The sequence below is a fragment of the Halomonas sp. A29 genome (assembly GCF_046723295.1).
In the GTDB taxonomy this organism is placed as follows: Bacteria; Pseudomonadota; Gammaproteobacteria; order Pseudomonadales; family Halomonadaceae; genus Halomonas.
Genome location: NZ_JAXQPR010000012.1, coordinates 41,973 through 61,629, shown reverse-complemented (window position 1 = coordinate 61,629; position 19,657 = coordinate 41,973). Strand labels below are relative to the sequence as shown.

16 protein-coding genes and 1 tRNA gene are annotated in these 19,657 nt (G+C 64.0%); 11 read left to right on the top strand and 6 right to left on the bottom strand.

The genetic code is table 11. The annotated features are described in order from the left end of the window. Positions 1-56 precede the first annotated feature (56 nt). Together rpmA and rplU are read right to left on the bottom strand one after the other, a co-directional pair. The gene (rpmA, locus tag SPH52_RS19845; RefSeq protein WP_111413374.1) at positions 57-314 is read right to left on the bottom strand and encodes a 50S ribosomal protein L27; all 258 of its coding nucleotides are present in this window, start codon (positions 312-314) and stop codon (positions 57-59) included. A 32-nt stretch (positions 315-346) separates the two neighbouring features. Beyond that, positions 347-658 (bottom strand): 50S ribosomal protein L21, encoded by a 312-nt coding sequence (rplU, locus tag SPH52_RS19840; protein WP_263581332.1) that lies wholly within the window; start codon positions 656-658, stop codon positions 347-349. Positions 659-948: 290 nt separating this feature from the next. On the opposite strand from rplU, the gene ispB reads away from it, so the two are divergent. The 6 genes from ispB (at position 949) to SPH52_RS19810 (ending at position 7,906) form a co-directional block, all read left to right on the top strand. Next, on the top strand, positions 949-1,956 hold the full coding sequence (gene ispB / locus SPH52_RS19835) for an octaprenyl diphosphate synthase (protein ID WP_411796770.1): 1,008 nt from the start codon (positions 949-951) through the stop codon (positions 1,954-1,956). A 119-nt stretch (positions 1,957-2,075) separates the two neighbouring features. Continuing rightward, a tRNA-Pro gene (locus SPH52_RS19830) sits at positions 2,076-2,152 on the top strand. Between the two features lie 243 nt (positions 2,153-2,395). Beyond that, positions 2,396-3,631 (top strand): porin, encoded by a 1,236-nt coding sequence (locus SPH52_RS19825; protein WP_411796769.1) that lies wholly within the window; start codon positions 2,396-2,398, stop codon positions 3,629-3,631. A gap of 10 nt (positions 3,632-3,641) precedes the next feature. After that, entirely contained in the window at positions 3,642-4,067 is a 426-nt protein-coding gene (locus SPH52_RS19820) for a phosphate ABC transporter substrate-binding protein (RefSeq protein ID WP_411796768.1), read from the top strand. Next, positions 4,060-6,384, top strand: a complete 2,325-nt coding sequence (locus SPH52_RS19815) for a putative bifunctional diguanylate cyclase/phosphodiesterase (RefSeq protein WP_411796767.1) — start codon at positions 4,060-4,062, stop codon at positions 6,382-6,384. Before SPH52_RS19820 ends, SPH52_RS19815 begins: the two co-directional genes overlap by 8 nt. 193 nt (positions 6,385-6,577) lie before the next feature. Then, a complete protein-coding gene (locus SPH52_RS19810) occupies positions 6,578-7,906 on the top strand; it encodes a diguanylate cyclase (RefSeq protein ID WP_411796766.1) in 1,329 nt (442 codons plus the stop codon). A gap of 19 nt (positions 7,907-7,925) precedes the next feature. Here the strand turns inward: SPH52_RS19810 and SPH52_RS19805 are convergent, their stop codons facing one another. Both SPH52_RS19805 and SPH52_RS19800 read right to left on the bottom strand, forming a co-directional pair. Next, positions 7,926-9,518 (bottom strand): phospholipase D family protein, encoded by a 1,593-nt coding sequence (locus tag SPH52_RS19805; protein WP_411796765.1) that lies wholly within the window; start codon positions 9,516-9,518, stop codon positions 7,926-7,928. Further along, entirely contained in the window at positions 9,505-9,747 is a 243-nt protein-coding gene (locus SPH52_RS19800) for a hypothetical protein (RefSeq protein WP_411796764.1), read from the bottom strand. The genes SPH52_RS19805 and SPH52_RS19800 overlap by 14 nt, the downstream gene beginning before the upstream one ends. Positions 9,748-9,879: 132 nt before the next feature. On the opposite strand from SPH52_RS19800, the gene SPH52_RS19795 reads away from it, so the two are divergent. Both SPH52_RS19795 and rapA read left to right on the top strand, forming a co-directional pair. Beyond that, positions 9,880-10,680, top strand: a complete 801-nt coding sequence (locus SPH52_RS19795) for a redoxin family protein (RefSeq protein ID WP_411796763.1) — start codon at positions 9,880-9,882, stop codon at positions 10,678-10,680. 154 nt (positions 10,681-10,834) lie between these two features. Beyond that, positions 10,835-13,777 carry an RNA polymerase-associated protein RapA gene (gene rapA, locus SPH52_RS19790; RefSeq protein ID WP_411796762.1) on the top strand — a complete coding sequence of 981 codons (2,943 nt, stop codon included), beginning with the start codon at positions 10,835-10,837 and terminating at the stop codon, positions 13,775-13,777. A gap of 19 nt (positions 13,778-13,796) precedes the next feature. On the opposite strand, the gene SPH52_RS19785 is transcribed toward rapA, so the two are convergent. Beyond that, entirely contained in the window at positions 13,797-14,699 is a 903-nt protein-coding gene (locus SPH52_RS19785) for a TIGR01777 family oxidoreductase (protein WP_411796761.1), read from the bottom strand. A gap of 147 nt (positions 14,700-14,846) precedes the next feature. On the opposite strand from SPH52_RS19785, the gene SPH52_RS19780 reads away from it, so the two are divergent. The 3 genes from SPH52_RS19780 (at position 14,847) to phrB (ending at position 17,717) form a co-directional block, all read left to right on the top strand. Next, positions 14,847-15,227 (top strand): sirohydrochlorin chelatase, encoded by a 381-nt coding sequence (locus tag SPH52_RS19780; protein WP_411796760.1) that lies wholly within the window; start codon positions 14,847-14,849, stop codon positions 15,225-15,227. Positions 15,228-15,346: 119 nt separating this feature from the next. Continuing rightward, complete coding sequence (locus SPH52_RS19775) at positions 15,347-16,261, top strand: MerR family transcriptional regulator (protein ID WP_411796759.1); 915 nt, start codon at positions 15,347-15,349, stop codon at positions 16,259-16,261. A 22-nt stretch (positions 16,262-16,283) separates the two neighbouring features. Then, a complete protein-coding gene (gene phrB, locus SPH52_RS19770) occupies positions 16,284-17,717 on the top strand; it encodes a deoxyribodipyrimidine photo-lyase (RefSeq protein WP_411796758.1) in 1,434 nt (477 codons plus the stop codon). 27 nt (positions 17,718-17,744) lie between these two features. On the opposite strand, the gene SPH52_RS19765 is transcribed toward phrB, so the two are convergent. Next, entirely contained in the window at positions 17,745-19,607 is a 1,863-nt protein-coding gene (locus SPH52_RS19765) for a putative bifunctional diguanylate cyclase/phosphodiesterase (RefSeq protein ID WP_411796757.1), read from the bottom strand. Between the last annotated feature and the right edge of the window lie 50 nt (positions 19,608-19,657).

Genomic DNA, 19,657 nt, shown 5'->3' with positions numbered 1-19,657 from the left:
ATGATACAAGAAGGCCCCGCCTGAGCGGGGCCTTCCATCTACCGGTTCGAGCGTTCTCAGGCAGAGACGACGCTGACGAACTTGCGGTTCTTCGGACCCTTGGTCTCGAACTTGATCACACCGTCACTCAAGGCGAACAGAGTGTGGTCGCGGCCGACGCCAACACCGGTACCGGCATGGAAGCGGGTACCACGCTGCCGCACGATGATGTTGCCTGCCGTCACGGCCTGACCGCCGTACAGCTTGACACCAAGGCGCTTGGATTCTGAATCGCGGCCGTTACGGGTAGAACCGGCTGCCTTCTTATGAGCCATTGCAAAGTCCTCGCTCGTTAAGGGGAAGCCGCTTAGGCGGAAATCCCGGTGATCTTGACTTCAGTGAACCACTGACGGTGGCCCTGACGCTTCATGTGGTGCTTGCGGCGACGGAACTTGATGATGCGGATCTTCTCGCCACGTCCGTGGGAAACGATCTCGGCAGCCACCTTGGCGCCATCGACCAGCGGCGCACCGATGGTCACGTCGTCGCCATCGGCAACCAGCAGCACCTGATCGAACTCGACGGTTTCGCCGGTCGGAATCTCCAGCTTCTCGAGTTTGAGCGTCTGGCCTTCCTGAACGCGGTATTGCTTGCCACCGCTCTTGATTACTGCGTACATGTGTCTCTCTCCAGAACTCATCGGGGTTGGCTCTTCGTCGACCTGCTGCGAGTGGCGCCCCTTTTGGCAGCCATCTGACAGGGAGCATGATGAGTGGGCCGCGCATTATAACCGCGGCGAGCGTGCCATTCAAGCTACCGCCACTCTTACTCTCGAGCCGACGCTGCGCCACATCAAGACGCACCACGGCACAGCTTGACGCCCCCATAGGGGGGCCATAGCATGACCCGCAACCCAAGGCCTGCTGCCACTGACCGGCATGCCGGCCCAACACCCGATGACACAGCCCCATGCCAGCCAACGCCTCTACCAGCCATACTGACAGCAACACCTCCGTTTCGCCGCTCCATGCGGCGGTTGCTGACGATTTTGACGCGGTCAACCGCACCATCATGGATCAACTGGCTTCACGGGTGCCACTGGTCGAAACCATCGGCCAGTACATCATCGCCAGCGGCGGCAAGCGACTGCGCCCGTTACTGGTCCTGCTCGCGGCCCGTGCGCTGGGCTATGAAGGCGACAAGCACATCTCACTGGCCACGTTGATCGAGTTCATGCACACCTCGACCCTGCTGCACGACGACGTGGTCGACGAATCCCACATGCGTCGCGGCCGTGCTACCGCCAACGACGCCTGGGGCAACGCTCCCTCGGTACTGGTGGGCGACTTCCTCTATTCACGCTCCTTCCAGATGATGGTGGAAATCGGCTCCCTCAAGATCATGGGCATCCTCTCGGGCGCCACCTGCGTCATCGCCGAGGGTGAAGTGCAGCAGTTGACCAATGTAGGCAACCCCGACATCGACGAAGCCGTCTACTTCGAAACCATCCAGGGCAAGACCGCCATGCTGTTCGAGGCCGCCACCCATAGCGGTGCGGTGCTGGCCGAAGCCGACCCGCAGCAGGAAGCGGCTTTACAGTACTATGGCCGCTACCTGGGCCTCGCCTTTCAGCTTGTCGACGACCTGCTCGACTATCAGGGCGACGCCAAGGCCATGGGCAAGAACGTGGGCGACGACCTGGCCGAGGGTAAGCCAACCCTCCCACTGATCCAGGCCATGGCCGCCGGCACCCCCGACCAGGCCAAGACGATCCGCCAGGCCATCCGCCAGGGCGGGCTCGAGCGGCTGGACGAAGTGCTCGCCATCGTGCGCGATACCGGCGCACTGGACTATACCCGCGCACGAGCGGAGGAGATGTCGGCCAAGGCGCTGGAGCAGCTCGACTTACTGCCTCCCAGCCGCTACCGCGACAGCATGGCCAACCTGGCCCGGCTCGCCGTGGAACGCCAGCACTGAACGGCGCAACCGCGCCGCTGCGGGACTTGCAAGGCCGAGGGTTTTGCGTATAATGCCCATCCGTCGGCTCCCGGAGAGTCGGCGTCGAGAAGTCCTCAGGGCGGCTCGAAACGAAGCAACGGAGTATAGCTCAGCTTGGTAGAGCGCTGCCTTCGGGAGGCAGAGGTCGTAGGTTCGAATCCTGCTACTCCGACCAAAAAATTCAGCCAAAACCGCCACTTACGGATCATGCCGGGTGGCGGTTTTGCGTTACAACGGCGAGTGCACGTTTGACGCCTGCTTGCGCCCCCTGCCCTCAAGTTTTTCGCACTCGCGCCGATAGCTCGTATCAAGAAGAGAGGCGAGCCTCTCCTGCCTGCAAGAGCCAAAATTCGGCCAGCCTTTCCGTCACCGCTCGAAAGGCGGCCATGTATCACCGCCCGCGCACGTGGTCTCCCTTATGTCGAGAAAGCAAGCTCTTGCCATCCTCACCTCGCTGGTGCTGTTATACGGCCACACCCCTGCGGCACAGGCGAATACTCCTTCATTGTCGTTGAACGGCTTCGGCACGCTTGGCGTGGTGCACTCCAGCGAGGATCAGGCAGATTTCGTTTCAAGCCTGTTCACGCCCAGGGGGGCTGGCCGTACCAGCGACTGGAGCGCCGAGGTCGACAGCCGGCTGGGCCTGCAGCTTACCGCCAACCTGACGCCTCGCCTGACGAGCGTGGTGCAGGTCGTCACCGAACAGCAGTACGATGGGCAGTTCAGGCCGGCAATCGAGTGGGCCAACATCAATTTCGATGTGACTCCCGACCTGAGCCTGAGAGCCGGACGAGTCGTCCTGCCGGTTTTCATGAATTCCGAATACCGCAAGGTAGGTTACGCGACGCCCTGGATTCGCCCGCCACTCGAAGTCTATCGCTCCATACCGGTTTCCAGCGTCGATGGCCTGGACGTGAGCTACCGCTCCCATATCGCAAGCTTAACCAACACGCTTCGGGCCACCTATGGTCAAAGCGATTCCTCGTTTCCCTACATCGATGCGACGCTGAGCCGAGCCAGGGCCGAGGCGCGCGCCCGGGAGGGGTTGACGATCAGCAATGTCGTGGAGCAGGGCAACGCCAGTATCTTTGCCGCCTATAGCCATTACCGTCTGACCATCGAGGAGTTCAATCCGATGTTCGACGCCTTCAGAGTGTTTGGACCTCAAGGCGACGCCATTGCCGATCGCTACAATATCGATGGCAAGACCTTTGAAGTCATCAGCCTGGGGGCACGATACGATCCCGGCAGGTGGTTCGTCATGGGCGAATGGACCCAAAACGAGAGCCGCTCTTTTCTGGCTCATAGTCGGGGCTGGTACATCTCCAGCGGTTATCGCTACGGCGCCTTCACCCCCTACGTGGCGGTGGCCAGACAACGCATTCACAGCAATACCTCTACTCCTGGCCTTGCACAGCCCGGCAGCGAACCACTCGATATGCTGTTGAACGCCCTGCTTCAGCGTCAGCCTCAGCAGAACAGCGCCTCCCTAGGCGTGCGCTGGGATTTCAGCCGAAACATGGCCTTGAAAGCCCAATTCGACCACGCAGACCATAAAGCGACATCATCCGGCTACCTGGTCAACTCGCAGCCAGGCTTCGAGCCCGGCGGTTCGGTCAACTTGTTCAGCCTCGCGCTCGACTTCGTGTTCTGAGGAGACAAGGATGCCTTTGCGACTCACGAAGTTCGGTTGCAGCCTGCTGCTCTGCCTGACAACCAGCCTTGCCTTGGCCGATGTCGTAGTAGTGACTTCCGCCCAGGGCCCAGCTATCACGCTGACTCGCGGCGAGCTGGCCGACATCTACCTGGGCCGCAACAGCCGCTTCCCAGGTGGACAACCCGCCATGCCCGTGGACCAGCGTGAGAACTCCCCGGCCTACGTCGCGTTCTATCGCGACTATCTGGGCCAGACCCCTACCCAGATCAAGATGCACTGGTCGCGCCTGATCTTCACCGGCCGCGGCCAGCCACCGCGCAGCCTGGCAGATCACCAGGCCATGGCAGATTTCGTGGCGGGCCAGGCCACCGCCATTGGCTATGTGGACGAAGCCTATATCGACGAGCGCTTGCGGGTGGTGACCATTGATTGACCCCAACCCCCACGCCAGCCCTGGTGCCGACCCAGCCACCACCAAGCGACACTGGCTGCACCACCTCGTCGAGCCCGGCATGCTCTTCTCGGGCCTCACCCTGTTGACACTGGCAGCCATCTGGCTGGTCACGTTGAACCTGGCTGAACGGGAGCGCTCTACCGCCGACCATCGTGCGGCAATGCTGGCCTCGGACATGGCCGAGATCTACGAAGCCCAGGTCGTCCGGGCGCTGCGAGAGATCGACACCACCCTGAAACTGGTGCGCTACAGCCTCGACGATCGCCCGCCGCAGGACGTTCTGGAAGAATTGCGCCAACGGGACATGCTGCCCCCCGACCTGCTGTTCGAGATCCGGCTAAGCGATGCCGAGGGCAACGTCATGGCCACCACGCGTGACGCCTCAGTCACGCATGCCGTCTCACCCGCTTCCGGGCAGGAAGGCATGGTGGTCGAGCTTCGCCATCAGGCCGTACCCGGCCAGAACAGCAAACTGGTCTTCAGCCGAAGCTTGTCTGAAAACGGGCAGCACCAGTCGGGCTGGGTATCCGTGCTCGTCAGCGCGGCGTATTTCGTCAGCGGCTACGAACCGGACACGCTAGGAGAACAGGGCGTACTGGCCCTCGCATCGGCAGCGGGCACCCTGCTGATCCGCCGTACCGGCGAAGCGCTCCATACGGGCGAGCAGATCGACTATGCCGATCTGCTGGAGGGCAACAGCGGCCTCGGCGAGCCCGCACGGGTACGCATCAGCGAATGGGACGGCGTGCGGCGTTATCTGGTGGCCAGTCCACTGTACGAGTTCCCGATCGCCATCGTCGTCGGTCTTTCCCGGGACGAACAGATGGCCGCCGCCGCTGCGCTTCGACACGCCTACCACTGGCGCGCGCTGCTGGTCAGCATCGTCGCGCTTGCTGTGCTGACCCTTCTTGGCCGGCTGAGCTTGAAACTCCGCAAGGCACAGGCCAGGGTGCTCGAGGAGCGTCTGGACCATGCCCGGCAAGCCGAATATCTCGCCTTTCATGACAACTTGACCGGGTTGCCGAACCGGGCCTACTTCAGCCGCCTGTTGACCTTGGGGATGCAACAGGCGCGCCGCTACGACAAACACTTGACGCTGCTCTTTCTCGATCTGGACCGGTTCAAGTCGATCAACGACTCGCTTGGCCACGAAGCGGGTGATGAATTGCTCCAAGAGGTCAGTCAGCGCCTTTGCCGCGCCGTGCGTGAAAGCGACACGGTCGCCCGCCTGGGAGGTGACGAGTTCGTGGTCCTGCTCCCGGAGATCACGGAACAGAGCCAGATCAGCCAGGTCGCCGACAAGATCCTCGCCGCGGTCAGCACTCCCTTCACGCTGGCGGGACAGGAGTTTCGCATCACGGTCAGCATCGGTATTGCCCGCTATCCTGCCGATGGCGAGGATGAACAAACCCTCATGAAGCACGCCGACGTAGCGATGTACCATGCCAAGGAAGAGGGCAAGAACAACGCCCAATTCTATTCGGAACAGCTGAAGACGGATTCCCTGGAACGCCTGGCCCTCGAATCAAGCCTGCGCAAGGCATTGGAGCGTCAGGAGTTCCTGCTTTATTACCAGTCGAAGCTCGACATGGCGTCCGGCCGCGTCATCGGCATGGAAGCGCTGCTTCGCTGGCAGCATCCCGAACTCGGCCTGATACAGCCCAAGCAGTTCATTCCGCTGGCGGAAGAAAATGGCCTCATCGTGCCCATCGGTCGCTGGGTCATCTACACGGCATGCCGACAGAATGTCGCCTGGCAGGAGGCCGGCTTCCCGGCTTTGAGCATGGCAGTCAATCTCTCGGCCCGGCAGTTCCTCGATGATGGCCTGCTCAGGGACATCAAAGGAGCCCTGCAGGCTACCGGCATGGCCCCGGAGCTGCTCGAGGTCGAGATCACCGAGAGCATGATGATGCTGGACATGCCAAAAGCGGTCAGGATTCTGCAAGAGTTGAGGGGCATCGGTGTGCGCATCGCGATCGATGACTTCGGTACCGGCTACTCCTCGCTCTCCAAGCTGCAGGCGTTTCCTCTCGATACCATCAAGATCGACGGCTCGTTCATCCACGACCTTCTCGATAACGCCGGAGACCGGAGCCTCACGGAGGCCATCATCGATCTCGGCAAGAAGCTGGGCCTGACGGTCGTCGCCGAAGGCGTCGAGTCGGCTGAGCATGTGGAATACCTGCGTCAGCATGCTTGCGACCAGATCCAGGGATTCTATATGCACGAACCGCAGCCGGCCGAGGAAACTGCTCTGTCGATGAAAAAATGGTTCGGCAGCAAATCCATGCATTGAATCTGCCTTCCAGCTCCAGCCCTTCTTTAGCCTGATAGCCTCAACTTCGACGTGAACGTGCCGCGAAAAGACGCTATGCTGCGCGCCCGAGGCCGCCCAGCGTCCCTGCACCCCTTGGTTCTAGCCAAGCGATTCATACACAAACCATAAGAGACTTGCCCTAGAACAAGTCCCACTCGTACGGAGGTTGCTCGTGAATATCGGCGAGCAGGAATCGGCGCGCGTCAATGGTATGGACCGAGCCATGCATGGCCAACACTGGCACGACAGCGATCTCGACACGCTGCGAGCCAAGTTTTACCAGCTCCACATCGCCGTGGAGCAGAGCCCGGCTGCAACAGCAATTACCGACACCGAAGGGCGCATCGAGTATGTCAATCAGCGCTTCCTCGAGGTGACTGGCTATTCCCGCGAGGAACTGGTCGGCAGGACACCGGCAATGATCCAGTCGGGCCTGACGCCCGAAATCGTCTATCGCGACCTGTGGCAGACCCTGCGCAGCGGCCTGGTCTGGCGCGGCGAGCTGCAGAATCGCAAGAAGAATGGCGATCTCTACTGGGAAGCCGAAACCATCACGCCGGTGCGCAACGATGCCGGTGAGATCGTACGCTTCGTGGCGGTGAAAGAGGACATCACCGAGCGCAAGCGCCAGGAGGAGGAGCTACGGCTTCTCGCCAGCGTGTTCCAGACCGGACAGGCCACCCTGATCACCGATCCCGACATGCGCATCGAAAGGGTCAACCAGGCTTTCACTGATATCACCGGCTATCTCCCGGAAGAGGTAATCGGCCACACGCCGCGACTGTTCAAGTCGGGCCGGCATGACAAGGCGTTCTACTCCCGGCTGTGGCAGGACGTAGTCGAGACCGGCCACTGGCAGGGCGAGATCTGGAACCGCAACAAGTACGGCGAGATCTACCCACTGTGGCAGTCGATCACAGCCGTCTACGATGAGTCTGGCAATATCCGCCACTTCATTGCGGTGTTCCACAACATCGCCGAGCGCAAGCGCCTGGAGGAGGAGCTGGAACAGCAGGCCACCCGCGACCACCTGACCGGAGCGCATAACCGCCGCGCCTTCGATGCTGCCATGCGCAAGGCGATTCGCCAGGCAGAACGCAGCGACAACGCCTTTTCACTGTTGCTGTTCGATATCGACCTGTTCAAGTCGGTCAACGACCAGTATGGCCATGACACGGGAGATATCATCCTCAAGCGCCTGGCCGCCCTGGTAGGCAAAACCCTACGCAGCACCGACCTGCTGGCCCGCTGGGGCGGTGAGGAATTCGCCGTTCTGCTGCAGGATACGACCGCCCAGGGGGCATCGACCTTCGCCGAGCGGCTGCGCCAGCAAGTCGCGGAGACCCGCCTGCACGGGCTGGCCGTGACCATCAGCCTGGGCATTGCCGAGTACCGCAGGGGCGAAAGCCCCGAAGAGATGCTGGCCCGCGCCGATGGCGCCCTTTATCGCGCCAAGCGGGCGGGACGCAACCGCGTGGGCATCGCCGACACCCAGGCTTGAAAGAGGAAGGTACCCGGGCCTATAGCAGGGGCTCCAGCCAGGTAATTCTTCCCAGCCTCGCCCCCAGGTGACGCCAGAAGCCGCCAGCCTCACGCGACAAGCGTACCGTCTCCCCCTGCTGGGCTGTCTCCCAGTAGAGTCGCCCCGACGCCGGGCGCCCGACCCGGTAGCTCAGCGCCGGCGACTTGCCGATTTCCGCCAGGGCTCTCAGTTCGGCGGCCAGGCTCCGGCTGGTGACCAGTACCCCCACTTCGGTATTCCACCACACTGAGCGAGGGTCGGCATTGGCCGAGCCAACAAACACGCGATCGTCATCGATACCGAGCGCCTTGATGTGCAGGGCGGAGGCCGAAGAGCCCACGCCAAAGCCGATGTCATCGTCGGGCTCACCCTCGGCACGCATTTCGTAGAGTGTCACGCCACTGTCGAGCAGTGCTCTGCGGCGCGCCTGGTAGGCACCGTGAACCACCGGCACATCGGTCGCCTCGAGAGAATTGGTGAAGATCTCGACCTCGACACCCGACTCGGCCAGTTGCGCCAGTAGCTGCGTGCCCTGCTCACCGGGGACGAAATAGGCGGAAACGATTGCCAAGCGCTCACCCGGCGTACCGGCGTGCTCGAGCAGTTCACCGGCCATGGTTCGTGAAAGCGCAGGGCGCCCCTGCCAGGCCGGCTTGCCCGGCGGATCCCACAGGGCGATACCCTCTCCCCAGTGAAGCCTGCCTACCAGCGGGCCCTGTCCGACATCGGCATAGCGCTGTCGGAGATCGGCGAAGTAGGGCGAGTCGGCGTTGGTCGCAAACCATTCGGCAAGCGACACCTGCAGTTCGCGCCAGGCCTCGTCATTGACACGATGATAGCGCCCTATGGGCTGCGCCAGGCCATGATTCCAGTAGAGATGAAAGCTGCGTGAGAGCGGCTCCACGACCGGCCCGATAGCCATCAGGTCGAGGTCGGTGAAATTGCGCGGCTCGCTGGCGCTGTAATATTCGTCGCCGAAGTTGCGCCCACCGACGATGGCCAGGGTGCCATCGGCGATCCACAGTTTGTTGTGCATACGCCGATGCTGACGCGAGGCCTGCGGTGCCGAGGCCAGCACTCGGCCCGTCAAGGTACCGCGCCCGACGCTCAGCGCGTTGTAGACACGCACCTGGATGTTGGGGTGGCTATCGAGCGCGGCAAGCTCCCGCCCCTGGCCCACGGCCCCCATGTCGTCGATCAACAGGCGCACCTCGACGCCCCGATCGGCGGCACTCAAAAGGCGATGCAGCAGCATCCGGGTCGTCAACCCATCGCCCATCAGGTAGGTCTGGATATCGAGACGTCGATCGGCCTGCTCGCTGAGCAGCACCCGCAGGCTGAAAGCGTCCTGACCGCTGGAAAGCAGGGCGAAGCCGCTCTTGCCGGGATGGTTGGAAGCGCTCAGCTGCGCCCACTGCCCCAGCCAGGTGGCCTCGCTCTCGACTGCGGACAGCAGCGCCCCATGCTCACGTGGAGCCGGTGTGGAGGCGCACCCCATCAAGAGGAAGGGCCACAGCAAGGCCAACAGACCGAATAGCGTCAGGGGCCAGCCGCGGGCTCGGTCCGAAGTGGCGGGTTCAGAGATCGTCATCGTCGTCCGCCAGGCGCCGTGCCATGGCCTTGCGCGCCTTGTTGCGCCGATAGAGCCGCGCCAGGGCCAGGGCCAGAGCAAAGGCCACCATGGCGGCCAGCGTCACCCCTTGCCAGGGCCGGGCCGCCTCGCCTCCCATCACCGTTTCCAGTGTGATGATCAGGATGAAGCCCAGCGCCTGGCTGCCAATGGCCAGGGCGCGCAGGGTATCGAACGACTTTTGTGCCATGGGGGCTCCCGCCGGGTGACAGTGCTGTCCTTGCGCAGTAGGCTTGCTCTGCCTGACGCAGTACCTTATGCAAGTGGATGATTCTACCCGGTCTTGCCGTTTGCGCCGACCCCCATTCTCGGAGCTGAGCCAATGGACGCCTTCGCCCTGGGCCCCGTGCTGATATCCATACCACGCCTGTATGCCATTGGCTGTGCCCTGCTGTTGCTGCTCGCGGCCTGGCTGCTGCTGGGACTGTCCTCCACCACCCGAGCGCGCTGGTTCAACGGCCTGCTGCTGGCCTGGCTGATAGGTGCGCGCTTGGGCCACGTGGCCATGCACCTCGACGCCTACGCCGTCGCCCCTTTGGACGTGCTGAAGCTGTGGCAACCCGGTTATCACGGCCTGTGGGGGCTGCTCGCCGCCCTGATCTGGACCGGCTGGGCGCTGCGCGACCGGCTGCTGTCCATGATCGGCGCCATGGGCCTGACCATTGGCGTCTCGGCGCTGTGGCTGGTGCTCGTCACCCTGGCTCCGCTGGGCGGCGACATGCCGCTGCGCGAGCTACCCGACATCACCCTGGAGAATCTCGACGGCGAGCCGGTCAACCTGCAGGATCTGCGCGGCGAACGCGTGGTGGTCAACCTGTGGGCCACCTGGTGTCCGCCCTGCTTGCGCGAGATGCCGCTGCTGGCCGAAGCCGATGCGCGCGATGGCGTCAGCGTGGTGGTGATCAACCAGGGCGAAGAGCTGCTGCAGGTGGTGCGCTATCTCGACGAACAGGAGCTGGCCTTCCGCTACCCGCTGCTCGACCCGAGCCAGGAGATGATGAAGACCATGGAATCGCCAGGACTGCCCACCACGGTACTGTTCAACAGCGAGGGCCGCGCGGTGGAACGCCACGTGGGCGAGCTGTCGCGGGCGCAGTTGGACGGGTGGCTGAGCCGCCACTAGGAAACACGGCACAAATGTCTGCGCCCTACCATTTCCCGCTCTTCTCCACCAGCCTTAAGCCAGCGCGAGCTTTGCGTTAGAATCGCCCGCCCTGCTGCTGGTGGAGACCTCCGCCCACAGCATGCGCAACGTATTCAGCATCGACCGAGGCATCATGAGCGACTTTTCACCCGGCCAGCGCTGGATTAGCGACGGCGAGGCCGATCTGGGCCTGGGCACCATCCTGAGTTGCGATCACCGTAGCGTCACCGTGCTGTTCGGCGCCAGCCAGGAAACCCGCACCTACAGCAGCCGCCAGGCGCCGCTGACCCGCGTGGCCTTCGGCAGCGGCGACCGTATCCAGTCCACCGAAGGCTGGAGCCTGACCGTCGACGACAGCAAGGAGGTCGACGGGCTGATCGTCTATATCGGTGAGGACGATCAGGGCGAACTGCGCGAACTGCCCGAGGCGCGCCTGGCCGACAGCATGCAGTTCGACCAGGCCCGCGACCGGCTGCTGACCGGCCAGGTCGACCGCAACGACTGGTTCGACCTGCGCTTTCGCACCCTGCATCACCATCATCGTATCGAGCAGAATCCGGCGCTGGGCCTGGCCGGGCCGCGCATCGACCTGATTCCCCATCAGCTGTATATCGCCGACGAAGTGGCCCGGCGCCACGCGCCACGCGTGCTGCTGGCCGATGAGGTGGGGCTGGGCAAGACTATCGAGGCCGGCCTGATCCTCCATCGCATGCTGCTGACCGGGCGTGCCGAGCGCGCCCTGATCCTGGTGCCGGCGAGCCTCACGCACCAGTGGCTGGTGGAGCTGCTGCGCCGCTTCGCCCTCGAGGTGACCCTGCTCGACGAGCAGCAGAGCCTGGCCCAGGCCGAGGCCAACCCGTTCGAGTCGGGCCAGCTGATCCTTGCCAGCCAGGACTGGCTGTTCGCCAACCCGCACCGTCAGGAGCAGGCCACGGCCTGCGACTGGGACCTGCTGATCGTAGACGAGGCCCACCATCTCGACTGGAGCGCCGAGCAGGTCGGGCCCGGCTACGCCTGCATCGAGCGCCTGGCCAAGGCCGTGCCGGGCGTGCTGCTGTTGACCGCCACCCCCGAGCAAATGGGGCTCGAGAGTCACTTCGCTCGCCTGCGCCTGCTCGACCCCGACCGCTACCACAGCATCGATGCCTTCCGTGAGGAGGAACAGCACTACGTGGGAGTAGCCCAGGCCATCGAGGCCCTGGAGAGCCTGCCTGACGACGACACGGCTTACCGTGAGCGCGTGGCTGCAGTGATAGACGAACGCGACAGCCTCGCCCTGCTGGACATCCTGACCAGCCCCGAGAGCAGTCCCGAGCAGCGGGACAGCGCCCGCGATCAGCTGCGGGAGCAACTGCTCGATCGCCATGGCACCGGCCGAGTGATGTTTCGCAACAGCCGCCGCCACGTCGGCGGCTTTCCCGAGCGCCGCCTGCACCTGGCATCGCTGCCGCTGCCCTCGGCCTATCGCCGGGTACTACGCAAGCTCGAGCGCGACGAGGACTATCTCGATGAGTTGCTGATCGAGACCGGGCTCGACCACCCCGACGTGCTGATCTATCCCGATGCCGCCTACCGTGAGCTATCGGACGACCCACTCAATGCCGAGCCCTGGTGGCAGATCGACCCGCGCGTGACCTGGCTGATGGAGCGGCTCTCCGATGAGGGCGAGCAGGGCTTTGCCAACGACAAGGTGCTGGTGATTGCCCATGCACGGGACACCGCCCAGGAGCTGGCCGAGGCATTGCGGGTGCTGGGCGGCATCCACGCCCCAGTGTTCCACGAAGGGCTGACGTTGGTGGAGCGCGACCGCGCAGCAGCCGCCTTCGCCGACGAAGAGGAAGGCAGCCAGGTGCTGGTATGTTCGGAGATAGGCTCGGAGGGGCGCAACTTCCAGTTCTGTCGCCACCTGGTGATGTTCGACTTACCGCAGCATCCCGACCAGCTCGAGCAGCGCATCGGCCGGCTCGATCGCATCGGTCAGCGGCATGCCATCGAGATCCACGTGCCGCTGTTCGAGGCCAGCCCCGGCGAGCGCCTGCTGCGCTGGTTCCGTGAAGGCATGGATGCCTTCGATGCCCCCCACGGCATCGGCAGCGAGCTGTTCGATGCCTTTGGTGATGCGCTGGCCGAGGCCCTGCTCGACGACGAGGCCCTGGAAGACGTCATCAATGAGACCCGTGCCCTGTTCGAGAACCGCCTCGCCCAGCGCGATGCCGGTCGCAATCGCCTGCTCGAGCTCAACGCCTGCCGCCCCGCCCGCGCCGACGCGGTCGCCGCGGCGATACGCGAACTCGACCACGACCCGGCACTGCCGCGCTACCTTGACCAGGCGCTGGATATCTTCGGCGTCGACAGTCAGGAGCTCGGCGGCGGTTTGCTGCACCTGCAGCCCAGCCCGCAGATGCTCGACGGTCTACCCGGCCTCGCCAAGGGCGAGGAGGGTTTCACCGCCACCCTGTCACGCGCCCGCGCCTTGGCTCGCGACGACGTGCAGCGCCTGTCATGGGAGCATCCGCTCCTACGCGAAATGATGGGGCGTATTCTCGACGGCACCATGGGCAACACCGCCCTGGCACTGCTCAAACATCCGGCGATACCGGCCGGGCGGCTGATGGCGGAACTGGTCTTCCGCACCTACTGTCCCGCGCCGAAGCGGCTTCACGTCAACCGCTTCCTGCCGCCAACCGCCGTTCGTGTGCTGCTCGACGAATCGGGTGCCGTGCTCAGCGACAAGGTCTCCTTCACCGGCCTGTCGAAGAACCTGCAGAAGGTCAAGAAAGCCATGGCTCGGGACCTGATCCGCAGCCGTCACGACCAACTGCGCGAGCTACTCATCCAGGGCGAGCAGGAGGGCGAACGCGAGCTGCCGAGCATCGTCGAGGCCGCCCAGGTGCGCATGCGCCGTGAGCTCGATGATGAGCTGGCTCGCCTGGAAGCGTTGGCACGCCTCAACCCGGCAGTACGCGAGGAGGAGCTGGAGGCGCTGCAGCGCGAGCGCAGCGAGCTGGATACCGCCATCGACGGCACGCGGCTGCGGCTGGATGCGGTGCGGGTCATTGTCACCGTCGGCGACTAAGAAAGGAGCTCAAAGGCAGTTAAAGAATATCGGCCAGCGCCTGCTCCAGCGTCGGGAAGCGGAACTCGAAGCCGGCCTCGAGCAGGCGCGCCGGGCGCATGTCGGCGCCGGTCAGCAGCAAGCGCGCCATCTCGCCGAAGGCGGTTTCCAGTACGACCGCCGGCACCGGCATGACGGCAGGGCGGTTGAGCTGCCTGGCAAGCGTGCGGGTGAACTCGGCGTTGGTGACCGGATGCGGCGCACTACCGTTAAACGGTCCGTCTAGATCGTCGCGCTCGAGCAGGAACAGGATGCTGCGTACCAGATCTTCGCGATGGATCCAGGGCATGAACTGACTGCCATCGCCAAAGCGCCCCCCCAATCCCAGCTTGAACGGTGGCAACATCTTCGCGAGGCTGCCGCCCCCCGTGTCCAGCACCAGACCGGTGCGCAGCAATGCAACGCGAGTACCGAAATCGGCCGCCTCGAGCGCGGTATTCTCCCAGCGCTTGCACAGACGATGGGCGAATTCATCGTGGGGAGACGTCTCTTCGGTAACCTCTTGCTGCCCCTGGTCACCGTAATAGCCCATGGCCGAGCCCGACACCATGACCCTAGGCGCCTTCCCGCTGGCCTGGCCGAGCTGCTCGCAGAGAATCACCAGGTCGCGAGTGACGTTGACACGGGAGTCGATCAGCCGGCTCTTCTGCTCGTCGCTCCAGCGCTTGGCGGCAATCGGCTCCCCGGCCAGATTGACAATGGCCTGCGGCGGCGAATCCACGAAGTCGAGTACCGAGCGTCGCACGTCGGCACCTTCGGGCAGCTTGCGCTTGGTACCCTCCGGGTCGCGGGAAACCACCTGCAGGCGATGCCCCGCCTCCCTCAGGCGCTGGCACAGGCGCTGGCCAACGAAACCGCTGCCTCCGGTAATCAAGACTCGCATCCGACTCCCTCCCGCGTTCGGCCGCTTCGCAGCCCCTCGTTATACAATCGTTGTACATCTCTGCTATGCTGGCGGCAACCGGGCAAATCCACGACGCATCTCGATACACTGCCCAGTCGTTTATCTCCGTATTCTCGGGAGACTGCCATGTCCTACAGCCTGATCCTGCTCGCCCATGGCTCCAGCGATCCTGCATGGCGCGCCCCCTTCGAGCGGCTCCATGAGGCCTTGGCCACACGCATGCAGACATCATTGAAACTGGCCTATATGGAGCTTAGCGAACCCTCGCTGGAAAGCAGCGTGGCAGAACTCGCTTCGGCAGGTATTCAGCGTGCCGAAATCCTCCCCTTGTTCTTCGCCGCCGGTCGCCACCTGCGCAAGGACGTCCCGGCTCAGGTCGAGGCCCTGAGAGATGCCCACCCCGCCCTCGACCTGACGCTGCTGCCACCCGTGGGTGAGCATCCCTCCTTCATCGAGGCCTTGGCCGCCGTGATTGCCGAACAGGCTGGAGAAGCTCTGTCAACTTGACCATGACTGCCGTCAGTTGTACACCATTCGTTTAGTGTACAATATTCCTTGGCAGCAGGCCGCGACAACAGCCAGTCGGCAGCTTCCACCAGGCCACGACAATACAAGAGGCGGCGAGCATGACCGAGAAGGCGGCCCACCCGGCCGACACACCGCTCTACCCCATACGCGAGGTGTCACGTATTACCGGCGTCAACTCGGTGACTTTGCGTGCCTGGGAGCGTCGTTACGGCCTGATCCGCCCCCAGCGTACGCCCAAGGGGCATCGACTCTATGCCCGTGAGGACATCGAGCGGGTCGAGCGCATCCTGCAATGGTTGAGCCGCGGCGTTCCGGTCAGCCAAGTCAAGGAGCTCATCGACCAACCGCAATCCGCGCCAGCTGCCGAACCGGTCTCCGGCGACTGGCCCAGCCAGCAGCGCCAGCTGATGGCGGCCATCGAGGCCCTCGACCAGGCCCAGATGGAAACGCTCTTCACCCAGAGCCTGGCCCTCCACCCCGTGTCCACCTGCCTGGTGGAGCTGTGGCAACCGGTGTTACGCGAACTCGAGGAGCACTGGGCCGACCAGCTTGGCGCCGCGCTGCAGCGCCGCTACCTGGAGTCGTTCCTGCGCACACGTATCGGTATCCGGCTCTACCATGCCAACCGATTGGCCAGAGGGCCTGCGCTGCTGATCGCCCCGCTGCCCGACGACCCCGGTACCCTGTGGCTGGTATTGGCGGCACTCGCCGCGAGCGATGCCGGTTACCACGTCCAATTGATTGACAGCGCCCTGCCCTTCGGCGAATTGCCGCTGGCGGTCGAGCGCCTGGATGCCGCCGCACTGATCCTGGTCAGCGGTCGCGCCGAACGAGCAGACCTGATCCGTCGCCAGCTGCCTCGTCTGGCCGAACAGCTTGACGCCCCCCTCGGCCTGTGCGGGCCGGTCGCACGTATTCGCGGTAGCGATCTGGCCGACAGCTTGGTGGAACTGCTTGGCGACGACCTGCCATTGGCCATGGCCCGCATGCGCCCCCTGATTCTCGATCACTGAGTTCATCACAAGGCAGTTGACCATGACCTGCAGCTTGATGTGGTTTCGCAGCGACCTGCGCATCCATGACAATACGGCACTCGCCGCCGCTGCACGCCGCGGTCCGGTGGTGGCCGTATTCCTGCGCAGCGTCCCCCATTGGCAGCGGCACGGGCATGGGGCCAACAAGATCGACTTCTGGCATCGCGGTGTCGTTGCGCTGAGCGAGGCTTTGGCCGGTATCGGCATCCCCCTGCTGCATCGCGATATCGACGACTTCGGCCAGGCTCCGGCTACCCTGCTCGACATCGCCCGCAAGGTCGGCGCCAGTTCACTGCATTTCAACAATGAGTATCCGCTCGACGAGCAGCAGCGTGACCGGAACGTCATCGAGGCCTTTCGACAAGCCGACCTTGGCGCGACTGGCCATCATGACAGCGTGGCCTTCGCCCCCGGCGAGCTGCTCACCGGCAAGGGTGACTTCTACAGCGTCTTCACGCCCTTTGCACGAGCCTGGCACCGTCAACTGACGGCGCATCGCCTGACGCTGCGCGACCGCCCTTTCCCCCAACCTTCGCCAGCCACCGAGAGCGACACCGTCGCCCCACCACCCCGGCTCGACGATGCCCCTGCAGATGTGGCGCGCTGGCCTGCCGGCGAGACGGCAGCGGCCGACCGCCTGGAACGCTTCCTGCGCTTTCGCGCGCACCGCTATGCACAGCAGCGCGACTTCCCCGACGTGGCCGGCACCAGCGAACTCTCGCCCTACCTAGCGCTCGGCATGATCTCCCATCGCCAGTGCCTACAGGCTGCGCTGAATGGGAACGACGGCAGTCTGGCCGAGGGCGATGCGGGAATCGTCAGTTGGGTCAACGAACTGGTGTGGCGGGAGTTCTATCAGCACGTGGCGGCGGGCTTTTCGAGGGTCTGCCGTCATCGCGCCTTTCAGCAGCACACCGAGGCACTGGCCTGGCGCGACGACGAGAACGGCTTTCGTGCCTGGTGCGAGGGGCGAACCGGCTATCCCATCGTCGACGCCGCCATGCGTCAGTTGGTCCGCACCGGCTGGATGCATAACCGCCTGCGCATGATTGCCGCGATGTTCCTGAGCAAGCACCTGCTGATCGACTGGCGTCGCGGCGAGACATTCTTTCTACGGCATCTCGTGGACGGGGAATTCTGCGCCAATAACGGCGGCTGGCAGTGGGCCGCTTCCACCGGCACCGATGCCGCCCCCTATTTTCGCATCTTCAATCCCACGACCCAGTCCCGACGCTTCGATACGCAAGGCCGCTTCATCGCCGAGCATGTACCCGAGCTGGCCGAGCTGCAGGCGCGGGATCGTCATGCCCCCAGCGACACCCAGCGCGCCGACACCGGCTACCCAGCGCCTATCGTCGATCACAAGGCGGCGCGAATCCGGGCGCTAGACGCCTTCAAGGCGTTACCGCCACCTGTTCGGGAATCTGGCACCTGAGGTAAGGAACGGGATGAACCAGCCAGCCTAAGCCATCGGCTCGGCCCGCAGCATCAGACCCGCCGCATCCGGCTTACGAGCCTGCCACTGCGCCTCGATCACCTCGGCGGGCCCAGGCCGTGCATAGAGGTAGCCTTGCACCAGCCGACACCCGGCCTGCTGCAGGAAATCGAGTTGCCCCTGGGTCTCCACGCCTTCGGCTATTACGTCGAGCCCAAGGCCACGCGCCATCGCCAGTACCGCGCTGACGATGGCGGCATCGGCGGGATCGTCGGGCAGCGAGCGGATGAAGGCCCGGTCGAGCTTGAGCTTGTCCAGCGGCAGGTTCTTCAAATAGCTCAGCGACGAGTAGCCCATGCCGAAATCATCGATGGCGATACGATGCCCCTTGGCGCGCAGCGCCTCCAACCGCGGCACGATATCGCCGGCACGCTCGTCGAGCAGCACCGATTCCGTCAGTTCGAGACCCAACTGCGGCGGTTCGATGCCATGCCTCGCCAGCCCTGCCGAGAGTGCCGTCTCAAGCTCGCCCTGAAACATCTGGATCGCCGAAATATTGATCCACACAGGCAATTGTGGAAGCCCCATCTCGCGCCAGCGCGACATCTGTGCCAAGGCTTCGTCGATTACCCAATTACCCAGCGGACCCATCAGTCCGTGGCGCTCGGCCAGCGGAATGAAGTCGCCAGGCGACACCATGCCATGCTCGGGGTGGCGCCAGCGCAGCAGCGCCTCCATGCCGACCACGGCACCATCCATGATGCGATGCTGGGTCTGGTAATGCAGTTCGAGCTGATCGCCGTTGGCCAAAGCATCGCGCAGACTGTAAACCAGCGCCATGTGCGGGGTGTTCTGCACGTCGAGCGCCGGCCGGAAGCGCTGACTGACGTTGCGTCCGTGACGCTTGGCCGAGTAGAGCGCCGACTCCAGGCGCTGGAACAGCACGCCGGATTCCCGACCATCCTCGGGGGCACGGCAACTGCCGATGGAAAGCCCCAGGCGCAGGGTCTTGCTGCCCAGCTCGAACGGTTCGCCCAGGTGCTGGCGTAGCCCGGCAATCCATTTCTCGTGGTCGTCGAAAGTCGTGGTGCGAATCACCAGGAACTCATCGCCCCCCAACCGGCCCACGACGCCTCCGGCCACGTGGCGGGCCAGGCGCTGGCCGAAGCGGGCAAGCAGACGGTCGCCCTGCTCCACGCCGAGGCTGTCGTTGACCGACTTGAAGCCGTCGATGTCGATGATCGCCATGTCCAGGCTCTCGCCGGCGCGCAGGTGGCGTAGCCGCGAGGTCATCAGGTCGTGCAGGCGACGGCGGTTGGGCAGCCCGGTGAGCGGATCCTCGAAGCCAATACGCCGCAGGTCCTGCTCGCGCGCCTTGTGCACCGAAATATCGGTGAAGGTACCGACGTAATGGCTGATACGGCCACGGCTGTCGGTGACGGCCTTGACCCGCAGCCACTCGGGGAATTCATCGCCCTGCTTGCGCCGGTTCCAGATCTCTCCCTCCCAGCGGCCCTTGCTGTGCAGGGTCTGCCAGAAACGCTTGAAGAAAGCTGAATCGTGACGCGCTGCGGCCAGGTTGGCCGCATTGAGCCCACGCACTTCGTCTTCGGTGAAGCCGGTGATGCGGGTGAAGGCCGGATTGACGGCCAGGATACGGTTCTCGGCATCAGTGATCTGCACGCCCTCTTCGGAGAGCATCAACGCCTGCTGCATCAGATCTGCATGCTGAAGGTCGCGCTTTATCTGGCGCCAGGCAGCAGCCAGCCCCACCGCGACGATGACGACCGCAGCCATTCGCAAGCCTGGGCTGGGCAGCCAGATACAGGCTGGCAGCGCTACCATGGCAGCCCAGGTCAAGGGGCGATTCAATGCGAAGGATGGCCGCATGTGAGGTCCCGACGTGACGGAGATTAAGAGGAAAGTTGCGCCCATGCTGT